This is a genomic window from Devosia alba (assembly GCF_039938915.1).
Classification (GTDB): domain Bacteria; phylum Pseudomonadota; class Alphaproteobacteria; order Rhizobiales; family Devosiaceae; genus Devosia; species Devosia alba.
In genome coordinates this window covers 1-15,444 of the sequence record NZ_JBDUUI010000017.1, presented here as the reverse complement: position 1 = coordinate 15,444, position 15,444 = coordinate 1, and the positions used below count along the sequence as shown (strand labels likewise).

Annotated in this window: 16 protein-coding genes; 12 read left to right on the top strand and 4 right to left on the bottom strand. The window is 62.0% G+C overall.

Features of this window, described 5'->3' with window-relative positions; all coding sequences use genetic code 11:
• Window positions 1–46: 46 nt before the first annotated feature.
• Window positions 47–748: a pyrimidine 5'-nucleotidase gene (locus tag ABFY71_RS17165; protein WP_347947129.1), complete on the top strand. Its 702-nt coding sequence runs from the start codon at window positions 47–49 to the stop codon at window positions 746–748.
• On the opposite strand, the gene ABFY71_RS17160 is transcribed toward ABFY71_RS17165, so the two are convergent.
• Entirely contained in the window at window positions 749–1,117 is a 369-nt protein-coding gene (locus ABFY71_RS17160; RefSeq protein WP_305579286.1) for a VOC family protein, read from the bottom strand. It abuts the gene before it with no gap.
• A 158-nt stretch (window positions 1,118–1,275) separates the two neighbouring features.
• Here ABFY71_RS17160 and ABFY71_RS17155 point away from each other — a divergent pair, with 158 nt between their 5' ends.
• Window positions 1,276–2,265: a potassium channel beta subunit family protein gene (locus ABFY71_RS17155; RefSeq protein WP_347947128.1), complete on the top strand. Its 990-nt coding sequence runs from the start codon at window positions 1,276–1,278 to the stop codon at window positions 2,263–2,265.
• A gap of 107 nt (window positions 2,266–2,372) precedes the next feature.
• The gene (locus ABFY71_RS17150) at window positions 2,373–4,250 is read left to right on the top strand and encodes an ABC transporter ATP-binding protein (RefSeq protein WP_305579288.1); all 1,878 of its coding nucleotides are present in this window, start codon (window positions 2,373–2,375) and stop codon (window positions 4,248–4,250) included.
• On the opposite strand, the gene ABFY71_RS17145 is transcribed toward ABFY71_RS17150, so the two are convergent.
• Complete coding sequence (locus ABFY71_RS17145; RefSeq protein ID WP_347947127.1) at window positions 4,247–5,236, bottom strand: acrylyl-CoA reductase family protein; 990 nt, start codon at window positions 5,234–5,236, stop codon at window positions 4,247–4,249. The genes ABFY71_RS17150 and ABFY71_RS17145 overlap by 4 nt on opposite strands.
• A 361-nt stretch (window positions 5,237–5,597) precedes the next feature.
• On the opposite strand from ABFY71_RS17145, the gene ABFY71_RS17140 reads away from it, so the two are divergent.
• Together ABFY71_RS17140 and ABFY71_RS17135 are read left to right on the top strand one after the other, a co-directional pair.
• Window positions 5,598–5,894 carry a hypothetical protein gene (locus tag ABFY71_RS17140; protein WP_305579290.1) on the top strand — a complete coding sequence of 99 codons (297 nt, stop codon included), beginning with the start codon at window positions 5,598–5,600 and terminating at the stop codon, window positions 5,892–5,894.
• Window positions 5,891–6,139, top strand: coding sequence for a hypothetical protein (locus tag ABFY71_RS17135; protein ID WP_305579291.1), 249 nt, complete (start codon window positions 5,891–5,893; stop codon window positions 6,137–6,139). The genes ABFY71_RS17140 and ABFY71_RS17135 overlap by 4 nt, the downstream gene beginning before the upstream one ends.
• A 90-nt stretch (window positions 6,140–6,229) precedes the next feature.
• Here the strand turns inward: ABFY71_RS17135 and ABFY71_RS17130 are convergent, their stop codons facing one another.
• On the bottom strand, window positions 6,230–6,667 hold the full coding sequence (locus tag ABFY71_RS17130) for an FKBP-type peptidyl-prolyl cis-trans isomerase (protein ID WP_305579292.1): 438 nt from the start codon (window positions 6,665–6,667) through the stop codon (window positions 6,230–6,232).
• 319 nt (window positions 6,668–6,986) lie between these two features.
• Here ABFY71_RS17130 and ytfQ point away from each other — a divergent pair, with 319 nt between their 5' ends.
• From ytfQ to ABFY71_RS17105, 5 genes are all read left to right on the top strand, one after another.
• Window positions 6,987–7,958, top strand: coding sequence for a galactofuranose ABC transporter, galactofuranose-binding protein YtfQ (gene ytfQ / locus ABFY71_RS17125; protein WP_347947126.1), 972 nt, complete (start codon window positions 6,987–6,989; stop codon window positions 7,956–7,958).
• Between the two features lie 211 nt (window positions 7,959–8,169).
• Window positions 8,170–9,687 (top strand): sugar ABC transporter ATP-binding protein, encoded by a 1,518-nt coding sequence (locus ABFY71_RS17120; protein WP_347947125.1) that lies wholly within the window; start codon window positions 8,170–8,172, stop codon window positions 9,685–9,687.
• Entirely contained in the window at window positions 9,684–10,688 is a 1,005-nt protein-coding gene (locus ABFY71_RS17115; RefSeq protein WP_305579295.1) for an ABC transporter permease, read from the top strand. The genes ABFY71_RS17120 and ABFY71_RS17115 overlap by 4 nt, the downstream gene beginning before the upstream one ends.
• A complete protein-coding gene (gene yjfF, locus ABFY71_RS17110) occupies window positions 10,685–11,662 on the top strand; it encodes a galactofuranose ABC transporter, permease protein YjfF (RefSeq protein ID WP_347947124.1) in 978 nt (325 codons plus the stop codon). The genes ABFY71_RS17115 and yjfF overlap by 4 nt, the downstream gene beginning before the upstream one ends.
• A gap of 1 nt (window position 11,663) precedes the next feature.
• On the top strand, window positions 11,664–12,401 hold the full coding sequence (locus ABFY71_RS17105; RefSeq protein ID WP_347947123.1) for a FadR/GntR family transcriptional regulator: 738 nt from the start codon (window positions 11,664–11,666) through the stop codon (window positions 12,399–12,401).
• A 172-nt stretch (window positions 12,402–12,573) separates the two neighbouring features.
• Here the strand turns inward: ABFY71_RS17105 and ABFY71_RS17100 are convergent, their stop codons facing one another.
• On the bottom strand, window positions 12,574–13,020 hold the full coding sequence (locus tag ABFY71_RS17100) for a pseudoazurin (RefSeq protein ID WP_347947122.1): 447 nt from the start codon (window positions 13,018–13,020) through the stop codon (window positions 12,574–12,576).
• 222 nt (window positions 13,021–13,242) lie between these two features.
• Between ABFY71_RS17100 and nirK the strand changes: the two genes are divergently transcribed.
• Both nirK and ABFY71_RS17090 read left to right on the top strand, forming a co-directional pair.
• Entirely contained in the window at window positions 13,243–14,367 is a 1,125-nt protein-coding gene (gene nirK, locus ABFY71_RS17095) for a copper-containing nitrite reductase (protein WP_305579299.1), read from the top strand.
• Between the two features lie 62 nt (window positions 14,368–14,429).
• On the top strand, window positions 14,430–15,317 hold the full coding sequence (locus ABFY71_RS17090) for an SUMF1/EgtB/PvdO family nonheme iron enzyme (protein WP_347947121.1): 888 nt from the start codon (window positions 14,430–14,432) through the stop codon (window positions 15,315–15,317).
• The last annotated feature ends 127 nt before the right edge of the window (window positions 15,318–15,444 follow it).

Here is a 15,444-nt window from a genome sequence, read left to right as displayed (position 1 = left end):
ATGCTTCTGGGCGAAAAATTGAGAAAGTTCAGGCATAGTGGGCGATATGAATGATTTGACGCCACCAAGCCGCAGCCTCAGCCACGTCACCGACTGGGTGTTTGACCTCGACAACACGCTGTATCCGCGCAGCTGCAATCTGTTTGCGCAGATTGATATCAACATCACCCATTATGTGATGGCGCTGACCCAGCTCGAGTTCGACGCGGCGCGGACGCTGCAAAAGAGCTATTATCGCGACTTCGGCACCACGCTGAACGGCCTGATGAGCCAGCACAAGGTCGACCCGGACCATTTTCTCGATACGGTTCATGCCATCGACTATTCGCCGGTGGCGCCGCATCCCGATCTGGTCGAGGTGATTACCGCGCTGCCCGGGCGAAAGTTCATTCTGACCAATGGCGATACCGGCCATGCCCGCGCCGTGCTGGCGCGGCTGGGCGGAGCCGAGCTGTTCGAGCATGTGCACGATATCCGCGCCATGACCTTTGTGCCCAAGCCGCACCGTGCGGCCTATGAGGGATTTTTTGCCCTGCATGGCATTGATCCGACCAGGGCGGTGATGTTCGACGATCTGGAAAAGAACCTGGTCGTGCCGCACGAGGTTGGCATGGCCACCGTGCAGGTCGTGGCCGGTGAAGACTTCGCCCATGAGCAGGTGGAAGCCTGGGAGCTGAGCCGCAGCGCGGGCGCGCATGTCCATCATTTGACCGACGATCTGACCCGGTTCCTGCGCGAGCGGCCCTAGTCACATATTGTTCAGATGCAGCAGATTGCCGTCGGGATCCTTGAACCATGCGCCTTTGAAGTCGCCGGCCACATGGATATCCCCGCGCCGCTCCATCATGTCATAATGCTCGAAGGTCACATTTTTGGCCCGGAGAGCGGCGACAATATCGTCAAATTGGGTGCCCACGCCCCAGACCACGGCATTGGCCTGATTGGTGCCTGCGAAATCGGAGAGGTAAACCACCAGCGCGGTCGTCCCGGTTCGCAAGGTCAGCACTGAACCGTCGTCCTCGAGCAGGTCGAGGCCGAGCGTGGCAGTGTAGAAATCCCTGGCGCGATCGATATCATGGACGGCAACAATGGCAGATGAATCAATGTCTTTGAGCATGATGCCCTCCCGATGGGCTGATGAGAGACAAGGTTAGGCCCGGCGCCGCCGGTCGTCCAGCGCGCGCTTTGCAGGACAATGGGCAAATCGCAAGGACCCCGTCATCCATCGCCATACACCGATGAAGAAACACCTACTGCAACAACAGGAAAAACCCCATGGAATATCGTCGTCTGGGAAAGTCTGGCCTGAAGGTCAGCGAAGTCTCACTGGGGAGTTGGGTCACCTTCTCCAAGCAGGTCGACCACGCCGAAGCCATGGCGCTGATGAGCCTGGCCTATGATGAGGGCATCAATTTCTTCGACAATGCCGAAGGATACGAGGCCGGCGAGTCCGAAACCCTGATGGGCGCAGCGCTGAAGGATCTCGGCTGGAGCCGGGACAGCTTTGTGGTGTCTTCCAAGGTGTTCTGGGGTGGCAGCAAGCCGACGCAGAAAGGCTTGAGCCGCAAGCATGTCACCGAGGCCTGCCACGCGGCGCTCAAGCGCCTGCAGGTGGATTATCTCGATCTGTATTTCTGCCACCGACCCGACATCGACACGCCCATTGAGGAGACGGTGTGGGCGATGCACAATCTGGTGACCCAGGGCAAGATTCTCTATTGGGGCACCTCGGAATGGAACGCCCAGCAGCTGACCGAGGCCTGGGCCGTGGCCAGGGACCTCAAGATCACCGCGCCGGTGATGGAGCAGCCACAATACAACCTGTTCACCCGCGAAAAGGTCGAGAACGACTATCTGCCGCTCTATGATCTGATGGGCCTGGGCACCACGATCTGGTCGCCGCTGGCCTCGGGCGCACTGACCGGCAAGTACAATGACGGCATCCCCGAGGACAGCCGCTTCAACCTGCCGGGCTATGAGTGGCTCAAGGAAGCCTGGACCAGCGAAGCCGGCCAGGCGAAGCTGGAAAAGGTCAAGCTGCTGGCCAGTCTGGCCAAGGATATCGGCCTGCCCATTCACCATCTGGCGCTGCTGTGGTGCCTGAACAACCCCCATGTCTCGACGGTTATTCTGGGTGCGTCGAGGAAATCCCAACTGGCCGACAACCTTTCGGCGCTGGATTCCAAGGCCAGGCTGACACCCGATGTGATCGAGAAAATCGAAGCCATCATGGGCAACAAGCCTGCCGAACGGCAGCGCTTCTAGCTCCGGCCCATTGGCCTTCCCGGCCCGGTCGGGAAGGTCTGCCGCTATGGCGCCGGGCGCCATGCAATTGTATTCCCCGCCACCTGGCGCCGGGCTAGGATCATCGCATGACCGACCTTCCCGGGCGCCGCCCGCCGCCCCTTGCCAGCAAGACCCCGAGTTTTCGCGAGCGCGTCGACAATCTGCGCCATCTCGGCCGGTTGCTGGCGCAGATCTGGCGCACCAGCAAGTCACTGACCGCGGCCAGTTTCGGGTTGCGGCTGGTGGCCTCGCTGCAACCGATTGCCCTGCTTTATGTCGGCAAGCTGATCATCGACGAAGTGGTGCGGCTGACCGGCAGTACCCCGCCGGGCCCCGACTTTGCCGATTGGTGGAGCAGTGGCGCGCTGACGCCGGTCATCGTCCTGCTGCTGGTCGAACTGGCGCTGGTGCTGGCGTCCGATTTATTGACGCGCATTACCGGGCTGGTGGATTCGATCCTGTCGGAGCTGCACTCCAATACCGTCAGCGTCGAGTTGATGGCCCATGCCGCCACGCTCGATCTGGTGCATTTTGAATCGGCTGAATATCAGGACAAGCTGGAGCGCGCGCGGCGGCAGGCCGCAGGGCGCAATGCGCTGCTGAGCCAGATGTTCGGACAGGCGCAGGACATCATCACCGTGGCGACGCTGGCGGCGGGTCTGTTCGTCTATGCACCCTGGCTGATCCTGCTGCTGCCGCTGAGCTTTGTGCCTGCCGTGTGGGGCGAGGCAAGGTTCAACACGCTGGCCTATATGATGAGCCGCTGGCGCACGCCGGAGCGGCGCGAGCTGGAATATATCCGCCATGTCGGGGCCAGTGCCGAGACGGCCAAGGAAATCAAGCTGTTCGGCCTGGGCGGCTTTCTGATCGAACGGTTCAAGACGCTGGCGCAGCGGATCTTTGCCGATAATCGCCGCATCGCGATGCAGCGCTCGTTCTGGGGGGCGCTGTTCTCGGCGATCTCGACGCTGACCTATTATGGCGCCTATGGCTTTATTGTCTGGCGCACCATTGTGGGGGATTTTTCCATCGGTGACCTGGCGTTTCTGTCGGGCTCGTTTCTGCGCCTGAACGGGCTGTTCCAGAAGCTGCTGCTCGGCTTCACCCAGATTGCCGGGCAGTCAATGTATCTCGACGACCTGTTCTCGTTCTTCGAGATCGAGCCCGGCATTGTGTCGCCGGCGACGCCCAAGCCGTTCCCAGATCCGATTGCCAGCGGCATCGTGTTTGAGGATGTCGGCTTTCGCTATCCCGATACCAGGACCTGGGCGCTGCGCCATCTCAGCTTCACGCTGCAGGCCGGCGAAACGCTGGCCCTGGTGGGGGAAAACGGCGCGGGCAAGACCACCATCGTCAAGCTGCTGACCCGGCTCTACGATCCCGACGAAGGCCGCATCACCGTGGACGGCATCGATCTGCGGGATTTTGCCGTCAGCGATATCCACGCCCATATCGGGGTGATCTTTCAGGATTTCATCCGCTACAGCCTCAGCGCCCGCGACAATATCGGGGTGGGGCGCATCGAGGCGCAGCAGGATATGGAGCGGATTGCCAGCGCGGCCGAGCGGAGCCTGGCCGATGCGGTGATCGCCAAGCTGCCCCAGGGCTATGACCAGCAATTGGGGCGCCTGTTCAACAAGGGGCGCGACCTGAGCGGCGGCGAGTGGCAGAAGGTGGCGATTGCCCGCGCCTATATGCGCGATGCCGGGCTGATCATTCTGGACGAGCCCACCGCAGCCCTTGACGCCAAGGCGGAGGCCGAAGTGTTCTCGCGCTTCAAGAGCCTGGCGGCCGGCAAGACCGCGGTGATCATCTCGCACCGCTTCTCGACCGTGCGCATGGCCGATCGCATTCTGGTGCTGGAGAATGGCGCCATTCTCGAAGCGGGCACCCATGCCGAGCTGCTGGCGCTGCGGGGCCACTATGCCGAGCTGTTCGAGCTGCAGGCAGCGGGCTACCGCTAATGCGGCCGCACCAGCACCCGCCCGTTGATCTCGCCGGCCAGGATCTGCTCGCCCGCTGCGGGCAGCTCTTCCAGCCCGATCTCGCGCACCAGCTTGCCATAGGCGGCAATGTCGAAGGTTTCGGCGATGCGCTGCCAGGCGGCGATACGGGTGGCATAGGGCTGCATCACGCTGTCGATGCCGATCAGGGTGACCCCGCGCAGGATGAAGGGCAGCACATTGGTGTTGAGTTCGATGCCGCCGGCATTGCCCAGGCTGGCGACGGCGCCGCCATAGTTGATCTGCTTGAGCAGCTTGCCCAGCACCTTGCCGCCGACGCTGTCGATGGCCGCCGCCCAGCGGGCGGATTCCAGCACCTTGTCGGGCTGGGCGAGGAACTCATTGCGGTCGACAATGCTGGCCGCGCCCAGGGCCTTGAGCGCCTCACCATGTTGTGGGCGGCCCGACAGCGCCGCCACGCTATAGCCCAGCCGGGCCAGCAGCGCGGTGGCAATCGAGCCAACGCCGCCGGCCGCCCCGGTGACCAGTACCACGCCGGACTCGGGGCTGATGCCTGCCGCTTCCAGCCGGTTGATCGAGAGCATGGCGGTCAGTCCGGCCGTGCCCACCACCATGGCGTCGCGGGTGCTGAGCCCCTGGGGCAGCGGCACCAGCCAATCGGCATTGACCCGGGCGCGTTCGGCATAGCCGCCCCATTGCACTTCACCGACGCGCCAGCCGGTCAGCACCACTTCCTGCCCTTCTGCATAGCGATCATCGGCGCTGTGGCGCACCGTGCCGGCAAAATCGATGCCGGCGACATGGGGATAATTGCGCACCAGACCACCGCCCCCGGTCAGGCACAGCCCGTCCTTGTAGTTGAGGCCCGCCCAATCGATATCGACGGTCACATTGCCGGCAGGCAGGCTGGCCTCGTCAATCTCGGCGACAGTGGAAGTGACCTTCCCCCCGGCATCCCGATCGGTGAGCAGTGCGCGAAATCCCATGGGACGATCCTTCGTGATAATCGGTGTTGGTGAGCAGTCTGCCCTGTCAGCGGTGATTTTCCAATCCGCGTCTGGATCGTCTGTTAAGGCTCAAATTGCGGCCAACTTGCATAATCGGCCAGTTGTGCCTATATTGAGCACATACGTTTCAGCGCATCATAGCTGTCCATCAGCCGGATTACCGGCCTATTGGCTTTCCTGATTTTTGCGAGCGTGTTGTACCGACCAGCATGGTGCTGGGCGGTCGCGATGCCATTGGCTGCCTTTTGTGCGCCCGCATCGCGCTATTCGAGCACGGCCAGCGTTTCGCGGCCCCACAAATAAACTGGTTTCGGCACAGTGCCGGAACAAATGAGAGAAAATGACACAGTTTGATTTCCAGGCGCCTGCCGCGCTTTACCTTGGCAGCGACTGGCACGCGGCGGCGGCCCAAGGGCCCCGCACCTTTCGTACCGCAGCCCAGGCCCTCCGCTTCGCACTTGAAGAGGCGGCCCCGGTCAGTCTCAAAGGCGCCAGCCTTGAGTTGAACGGCAAGCGCCATAGCAATGACCGGATGATCTGGCTCTACAGGAGCGCTGATTATCCGCTGCCGCGCAAGAAGCTGCACCAACCCAGCCGGGCCCGCTCGCGGGCTCTTGCCATTAAGGAGCCGACATGACGTTCAATTATGATGCCGCCGCCGAGTTGTTCCCGAGCCGCCGGGTGGCCAAGTCGCAGCAGACCCAGTATCGCCGCTTTGCCAAGGCATCTGAAGCCATCCGCTTCGTCATGGAAGAGCTGCCCGAAGCGGGCCTCGGCGGCACGATTCTGGAGGTCCGCAGCGGCCGTTTTGACGGCATGGCCATCAAGGCCCTCTATGAGGCCGAAGCCTATCCATTGCCGCGTCAGGAAGTTGCCGCCTAGGCAAAGCTGACCGCGCTGATAGCAAAAATTAGAACAGGCGGACGCTCTTTCGAGTGTCCGCCTGTTTCATTGTGATCATGGCGCGCTTTTCTAGGCGGCCTTGACGATCTCGACCAGCTCGACGTCGAAAATCAGATCCTGCCCGGCAAGGGGGTGGTTGGCGTCAACCTTGACGATCGCATCGTCAAGTTCCACGACCCGGATCGGCAGCATGCTGCCGTCGGCAGTTCTGGCCTGCAACTGGGTGCCCACTTCAATGTCGATGCCGGCTGGCACCTTGGTGCGCTCCAGAGTCTGGACCGCTTCGGCACGGTGGGGACCATAAGCCTGATCGCAGGGGATGGTCACGGTTGACTTGTCGCCCGGAGCCATGCCGGCGACATGGGCCTCCAGACCCGCGATTACCTGACCTTCGCCAAGGGTAAACTGCAGGGGTTCACGGCCTTCCGAGGAATCGAAACTGGTGCCGTCGGTGAGACGACCCGCATAATTGATGCGGACAATGTCTCCGGTTTTTGCTTCGGTCATGGCTGCTCTCCTATGAAAATACGGGCCCAAAAAGGGCCCCGTTGGATCAGCCGCACGCCCGATTACGCACGACGCTTGGCCAATATGTAGGCAAACCAAGGCAAAATTTAAACCGCCACCGGCAAAAAACTGTTGACGGGCAGCCCCCTCGCACGCCGCTTGGTGGGCAGATCGGCCCGTCAACGGCTGGCGAAACCAGCCGAAACCCGACCCGGGATAAGGTCGCAAGATCGGTCTTTACATATAATAGTACTTTATGTAGCGTCATCTTATCGCCGCAGGTGAACACACCGCCGCGACCACTTATTGGGAGGACATCGTGAACATCATCACCAAGCTTGCCATCGCGGCAAGCCTCGCTACCGCTTTGACGTCTGTCAGCCTTGCCCAGGACCTGCAGGGCAAGGTTATCGGCTTCAGCCAGATCGGCTCGGAATCGGGCTGGCGCGCCGCCGAGACTTCAGTCACCAAGCAGCAGGCCGCAGACCGCGGCATCGACCTCAAATTTGCCGATGCGCAGCAGAAGCAGGAAAACCAGATCAAGGCCATTCGCGGCTTCATCGCGCAGGGTGTTGACGCCATCATGGTTGCGCCCGTCGTCGCCACGGGCTGGGACGATGTGCTGACCGAAGCCAAGGAAGCCGAAATTCCGGTGATCCTGCTCGACCGCGGCGTCGATGCGCCGGAAGATCTGTACCTGACCTCGGTAGCCTCCGATCAGGTCAAGGAAGGCCGGGTTGCCGGCGAATGGCTGGTTGCCGAAATCGGCGATGCCGATTGCAAGGTCGTCGAGCTGCAGGGCACGGTCGGCTCCACCCCGGCCATCAACCGCAAGCAGGGCTTTGAAGAAGCCATTGCCGGGCACGACAACATCACCATTGCCCGCAGCCAGACCGGCGACTTCACCCGCTCCAAGGGCAAGGAAGTTATGGAAGGCTTCATCAAGGCCGAGAATGGCGGCGCCTATATCTGCGCGGTCTATGCCCATAATGACGATATGGCCGTTGGCGCCATCCAGGCCATCAAGGATGCCGGTCTCAAGCCCGGCACCGACATCAAGGTGGTGTCCATCGACGCCGTGCCGGACATCTTTGCCGCCATGGCGGCCGGCGAGGCCAATGCCACCGTTGAGCTGACGCCCAACATGGCCGGCCCGGCTTTCGACGCGCTCTCGGCCTATCTGGCTGATGGCACGGCGCCTGAGAAGTTCATCATCACCGAGTCCAAGCTCTATACACCTGCTGACAACCCGCAGGGCGAGTATGACACCCGCAAGGGCCTGGGCTACTAATTAGAGAGATAGGCGACCAACTGCTGGTCGTATGCCCCGATCTGCCTCCCTCCCCTTGTGGGGAGGGAGTGAGGGTGGAGGTTTCGGGCTGTCAGCAAACTCTCACGTCTTTGGGCGCGCGGTGCCGCAGGTACCCCCGCCCTTGATCTCGTCCTACAAGGGGGGGCAGATGACTGAGAACTCGGTAGCCAGAAACGGGGGGAGAGCGGCCATGACCGAAAGCCAGTACGTGCTCGAAGCGCGCGGCATCATCAAGATATTCGGCGGCCATATCGCGCTCGATGCCATCGACTTCGGCCTGCGCGCCGGCGAGGTGCATGCCCTGCTGGGCGAGAACGGGGCCGGCAAATCCACCCTGATCAAGATCTTGACCGGCGCCTACCAGCCAGATGGCGGGGCCGTGCTGGTGGATGGGGAGCCGGTTACCCTCGACAATCCCCTGCATGCCCAGACCCATGGCATCGGCACCGTGTATCAGGAGGTCAATCTGCTGCCCAACCGGTCGGTGGCGGAAAACCTCTATCTGGGCCACCAGCCCACCCGCTTCGGCCTGGTGGATCATCGTCAGATGGAAGCCGATGCGCGGGTACTGCTGACCCGGTATGGACTAACCCTGGATCCGGGCAGCGAACTGGGCAGCCATTCGGTGGCCGTGCAACAGATTGTCGCCATTGCCCGCGCCGTGGCGCTGTCGGGCAAGGTGCTGATCCTGGACGAGCCAACGGCAAGTCTGGATCGCAACGAAGTCGAGCGCCTGTTCGAGGTGATTGGCGAGCTCAAGCGGAGCGGCCTGGCCATCATTTTCATCACCCATTTCCTCGACCAGGTATTTGCCATTGCCGACCGGGTAACCGTGCTGCGCAATGGCCAACTGGTGGAAACCCAGGTGCTCGACGCGCTCAGCCGCACCGATGTGGTGCGGCTGATGCTGGGCAAGGACATTGCGTTCAACGGTTCCACCGATCTGGAGCCGGAATCGTCGCACCGCGAGGTGTTGCTGGAATTCAGCGGCTATGGTCGCAAGGGCACGGTGAGCCCGTTCGACCTGACCATTCACAAGGGCGAAGTGATCGGGGTCGCGGGCCTGCTGGGTTCGGGGCGGACGGAACTGGCCCGGATCATGTTCGGCGCCGATCCGGCTGACCAGGGCACGCTGCGCATTGAAGGTGCGAGCGAGGCCATTCGCCATACCACCGACGCCATCGGCCATCGCTTCGGCTTCTGTCCCGAGGATCGCAAGGCCGAGGGCATTTTCGGCGATCTGTCAGTGCGCGAGAACATCGTCATCGCGCTGCAGGGCAAGCTGGGCTGGTTCCGCGCCCTCAACCGCGATGAACAGTTGGAGATCGCCGGCAAGTTCAGCGAATCAATGGATATCCGCGCCGCTTCGCTCGACATGCCGATCAAGCTGCTGTCGGGCGGCAATCAGCAGAAGGCCATTCTGTCGCGCTGGCTGGCCACGGACCCGGCCTTCCTCATTCTGGACGAACCCACCCGGGGCATTGATGTGGGGGCGCATGCCGAAATCGTGCGGACGATCAACCGCCTGCGCGACGATGGCATGGCCATGCTGGTGATCTCCTCGGAACTCGACGAGGTCGTCGCCTACAGTTCCCGCATCGTGGTGATGCGCGACCGCGAAATGGTGGCCGAACTGCACGGCAAGAACATCAATCCCGGCATTATCGTGCAGGCCATTGCCAACCATCCCGACGAGGCTGTGTCATGAGACGCGTACCTTTCGAACGCCTCGCCAATCCGCAATTGCTGGCCCTGACCGGGGTGCTGTTGCTGAACTGGCTGCTGTTCCCCAATTTCTTCAACGTCACCTGGCAGGATGGGCGTTTCTTCGGCAGCATTATTGACGTGCTCAATCGCGGCGCTCCGGTGGCCATTCTGGCCGTGGGCATGACCGGGGTGATTGCCACCAAGGGGGTCGACCTGTCGGTCGGCGCCATCATGGCGGTATGCGGCGCCGTCGCCGCGACCATGGTGGTGGCCGGCTACCCGGCGCCGATTGCGGTGGGGGCAGCGCTACTGGCCGGTCTGGCCTGCGGGCTGTGGAACGGCTTTCTGGTGGCCGTGCTCGATATCCAGCCCATCGTGGCGACGCTGGTGCTGATGGTGGCTGGGCGCGGCATTGCCCAGCTGATCACCGAGGGCTCGATTGTCACCTTCAATGACCCGGTGCTGATCTTCATCGGCACCGGCTCATTCCTGGGCTTTCCCATGGCGGCGGTCATCGCCGTGGCGCTGATGGTTTCGGTGACCCTATTGGTGCGCCGCAGCGCCATTGGGCTGTTCGTGCAGGCGATCGGGGTCAACCGCGCCGCCGCCGCGCTGGCGGGCATTCGCAGCCGCATGCTGCTGATGCTGGTTTATGGTCTGTCCGGGCTTTGCGCCGCCATAGCCGGCATTGTGGTGGCCGCCGACATCCGCGGCGCCGACGCCAACAATTCCGGACTGTGGCTGGAACTCGATGCCATTCTGGCCGTGGTCATCGGCGGCACCTCGCTGCTGGGCGGGCGCTTTTCCATCCCGATGGCCGTGGTCGGTGCGCTGATCATCCAGGCCATGAATACCGGCATTCTGGTGTCGGGCTTCCCGCCGGAATTCAATCTGGTGGTCAAGGCCGGGATGATCATCCTGATCCTGCTTATCCAGTCGCCCTATGCCGCCTTGCCGTTCAGGCGGCGTCTCGTAACCACCAGCAAGGCGACCGCCAAATGAAACGCAGCCTGCGTCCGCTTGCCGCCACAGCGGTCATCTTCGTCATTGCCTATGCGCTCAGCGTGCTGCAATTCCCCAATATGCTGTCGACGCGGGTGCTGGGCAATTTCCTCACCGACAATGCGTTTCTGGGCATTACCGCGGTGGGCATGACCTTCGTCATCATCTCGGGTGGCATCGATCTGTCGGTGGGCGCGGTCATTGGCTTTACCGGAGTGCTGATTGCGGTCCTTGTCAGCTGGCTGGGCTTTCACCCGCTGGCGGCCTTTGTCATCGCGCTGGGGGTGGCCGGCCTGTTCGGCGCGGCCATGGGCGTTACCATCCACTATCTGCAAGTGCCATCGTTCATCGTGACGCTGGCGGGGATGTTCCTGGCGCGCGGCGGCGCCTCGATCATCACCCAGGATTCAGTGCCGATCCGGCACGAATTCTACGACACGCTGGGTGATCTGATGATCCGCCTGCCCGGCGGTGGCCGGCTGAGCTTCATCGGCATGCTGATGATCGTGGTGTTCCTCGGCGGCGCGCTACTGGCCCACCGCACCAAGTTCGGCTCCTATGTCTATGCACTGGGCGGCAATCCGGTGTCGGCTTCGCTGATGGGCGTGCCGGTGGCGCAGACGACGGTGCAGATCTACATGCTGTCGAGCATGCTGGCGGCCTTGGCGGGGATCGTGTTCTCGCTCTACACCTCCGCAGGGTATCCGCTGGCGGCCGTGGGTGTGGAACTTGACGCGATCAGCGCGGTGGTTATCGGCGGCACACTGCTCACCGGCGGCTATGGATTTGTGCTGGGCACATTCGTTGGCGTGATGCTATTGGGGCTGGTTCAGACCTACATCATCTTTGATGGCACGCTGTCGAGTTGGTGGACCAAGATCGTCATTGGTGTGCTGCTCTTCATGTTCATCGTGCTGCAGCGCGTCATATTTGCGGCCTCCGCTCCGGCAGAGAAATCGCCCGAGAAAGCATAGCATGATCGAAGCAGGCAGCCTCATTCGCTCGTTATCCGGGCGACCTGCTGCACGGAATTTCCATACCTTCGTGATCAATGAGATCGGCCTGGGGATCGTCACGGGCCGATTTCCGATTGGCTCGATCCTGGCCAATGACGCGGAGATGATGGAAACCTACGGGGTCTCGCGCACGGTGCTGCGCGAGGCGCTCAAGACGCTTGAGGCCAAGGGCATGGTGGAGGCGCGGCCAAAGGTCGGCACGCGCGTCACGCCTTCCAGTCGCTGGAGCTTTTTTGATCCGCAGGTGCTCTCATGGCACTTTTACGCCAAGCCCGATCAGCGCTTTTTCGAAAGCCTGTTCGATGTCCGTGGCGCCCTGGAGGCCCGCGCGATCGCGCTGGCCAGCGCCCGCCGCACTGCCGAGCATGTTCGTCTGATGAAATACTGGCTGCACCAGATGGACATTGCCCAGGGCAATCTGGAGGCGCACGGTCTGTCGGCGCTGGAAATCCACCGCGTCATCGCCGACAGTTCAGGCAATGCCCTGCTCCGCTCGGTAACGGGGATTGTCGAACTCACCCTGGCACTGGCGCTGAAGTCGCTTGATGCCAGCACCGGCGCCGCATATTGCCGGGATTCGTTGGCGGCCCATGGCGATCTGGTCAGTGCCGTCGAAGCGGGCACCGCCAGCACAGCGGCGCTGGCCGGCAGCGCAGTGATCGAACTCGACAACAATCGCGCCAAACTGCTGCTGTGAAGGCCGGCCGGGAGGGATCGGACCTGCGGGGTTCCAGACAAAATTGGCGCCGGTGCCTAATGCACCGACGCCAAACAGGTTCTGTCTATCGGCGAACCAGTATGCGCACGCCCCTCAACGCTGCTGGTTCATGCGCCGCGCATGGATGGTGCGCGGCGGCTGTGGGCGACGCTTAGAGGGCCGCTGCTTCGTAGATCGCCTCGAACCGCTCGCCGACCTTCTTGGGCACTTTGACTTCCTTGACGCCGTCGAGATTTTCCAGTTCGTCACCGACGAAAACCATGGCGACCATGCCCATGGCGTAGTGCGGCGTGCACTTGATGCCGTAGGCGCCGGCAACGTCGAAGGTGACGCTAAAGGTCTCGTTGATCTTGCTCTTGAACGGCTCGGCACCCTCAGGGATCATGCCCTTGATGGTTTCGGCATTGTGGCCCTTGTCGGTGGGCACAAAGGTCACCGTATCACCGGGCTGGATCTGGACGAAGGCTGGCTCGAACACCATCGATCCGGCTTCCCCCTTGTTGAGCATGTGCACTTCGAAGTCTGCCGCCAGGGCTGGGGCAGTGACCATGCCGCTCAGCAGGGCGACGGCTAGCAGGGTTTTGAGGGTGTTACGCATATTGGGGGGCTCCTTGAACAATCGGGCCATGTTGGTCCCGTTGACCGTGCTTCTAGACCGGAACAGGTGGCATTTCTTTGACGCATGTCAAATATCCACTCAATTCCTCGTGAGAAAGAAAGCGAAAGAAACTTGTTTTGGATCAAAGATAGACGGGTCCACCCGATCTATTAAGATGCTGCGCCGGCAAAAAAGGCCGTACGCCGAATGTAGGATAATAAAATGACAAGCAATATTGGGATTTCGCGCCGCAATCTACTTGTTGGTGCCACCGCAATTGGTGCAGCCGTACAGATTGCAACAGTCTTACCTGCCGCAGCTGAAGCAGCTTCTGCAATTTCGGTTGATCCTGCAACGCTGGAGCGCGTCAAGGTAGAGCTGGTCAAGCCACCCTTCGTGCATGCCCATGAGCAGGTTGCGACGGGCGGCCCCAAGATCGTCGAATTCACCATGACGATCGAAGAGAAGGTCCATGAAGTCGACGATGAGGGCACCACCATCTGGGCGATGACCTTCGACGGCTCGGTTCCCGGTCCACTGATGGTGGTGCATGAGGGCGATTATGTCGAACTGACACTGATCAACCCCGACACCAATCTGATGGCACACAATATCGACTTCCATTCCGCCACTGGCGCTTTGGGCGGTGCCCAGCTGACCGACGTCAACCCCGGTGAAAAGGCCGTGCTGCGCTTCAAGGCCACCAAGTCCGGCGCGTTCGTCTATCATTGCGCCCCTGAAGGCATGGTGCCGTGGCACGTCACCGCGGGCATGAATGGCGCCATTCTGGTGCTGCCGCGCGAGGGTCTCAATGATGGCAAGGGCAATCCCCTGAGCTATGACCGCGTCTACTATGTGGGCGAGCAGGACTTCTATGTGCCCAAGGATGCCGACGGCAACTACATGACCTATGACAGCATCGGCGACGGCTATGCCGACACCCTTGATGTCATGCGCACACTCAAGCCCAGCCATGTCGTGTTCAACGGCAAGGTCGGTGCGCTGACCGGCGACAATGCCATGACCGCTGCAGTTGGCGAGACCGTGCTGGTCGTCCATTCCCAGGCCAATCGCGACACACGTCCGCACCTTATCGGCGGGCATGGCGACTATGTCTGGCCCGGTGGCAAGTTTGGCAATGCCCCCGATGTGGGTATGGAAACCTGGTTTGTTGCGGGCGGCGCGGCCGGCGTGGCGCTCTACACCTTCCTGCAGCCCGGCGTTTACGCCTACGTCAATCACAATCTGATCGAAGCTTTCGAGCTGGGTGCCGCGGGCCACTTCAAGGTGACCGGCGACTGGAATGACGACCTGATGACCAGCGTCATGCCTCCCAGCCCGATCTGATCTTCCCAAGCATGGGTGCGGCGCCGCTGGGGTGCCGCACCGCTCCTGCATGGAACGCAACAATGCACGCCCTGCCCCGCTTCCTCACCACCCCAGTCAATTCGATTGCGCTGCCGGGGCTGCTTTTACTCACGGGCCTGGCACTGGTCGGCATACAGCTCGATTTGCCGACGCTGCTCAACCCCGCCGCGACACTGTCCGGCCCGGCGACCGTGACCATCGCACCGGCTGATTTCACCTATCGCCTGGATGGCAGTGTGCTGCGCGATGGCCGGGAGGTCGATGCGCCCCTGGTGCAGGCGCGGCTGGCCGAGCCGCTCACCATCATGCAGTTTCAGGTGAGTCAGGCCGACTATGCCCGCTGCGTGGCCGAGGGCACCTGCGCGGCGGCGCAGAATTCAGGCAATGGCGACATTCCCGTGACCGGTGTCAATTATGATGATGCGACACGCTATGCGGCATGGCTGTCCCAGCACACCGGGCAGAGCTGGACCTTGCCCACCAGCGAGGAATGGAATTTTGCCGCTGGCGAAAAAGTGACTGACACCGCCACCAGCGTCGTCGACGACGACGCCAACCCCGCCCTGCGCTGGCTGGCTGATTATGAAGCAGAGGCTGCACGCAAGACTGCGGGGGGACGTTTCCCCCAGCCCCTGGGCAGCTTTGGCACCAATGCGCACGGCCTGGCTGACATTGCGGGCAATGTGTGGGAGTGGACGCAGACCTGCCACCGCCGGGTGCGGGTGGACACTGCCGGCACCATTCTGAGCCAGACCCAGGCCTGCTCGATCCGTTTGCTGGAAGGCCAGCACCGGGCCCCGATGAGTGTGTTTGTCCGCGACGCCAAGAGCGGTGGCTGCTCGGTTGGCGTGCCACCTGCCAATCTCGGCTTCCGGCTGGTGCGCCGCCCCAGCTGGACCGACCGTCTGCTGGCGCCGTTCCACAGCTGAATTCACGGTACCCTGACAGCCGCTATTCGTGGTAGGCACAGCCTACAACACGATGAGGCAGTGATTTTGGCTGGAATTGACCCGAGTCTGGTGCGCACCTTGCCCCTGTTCAGCAAGCTCAGTGCTG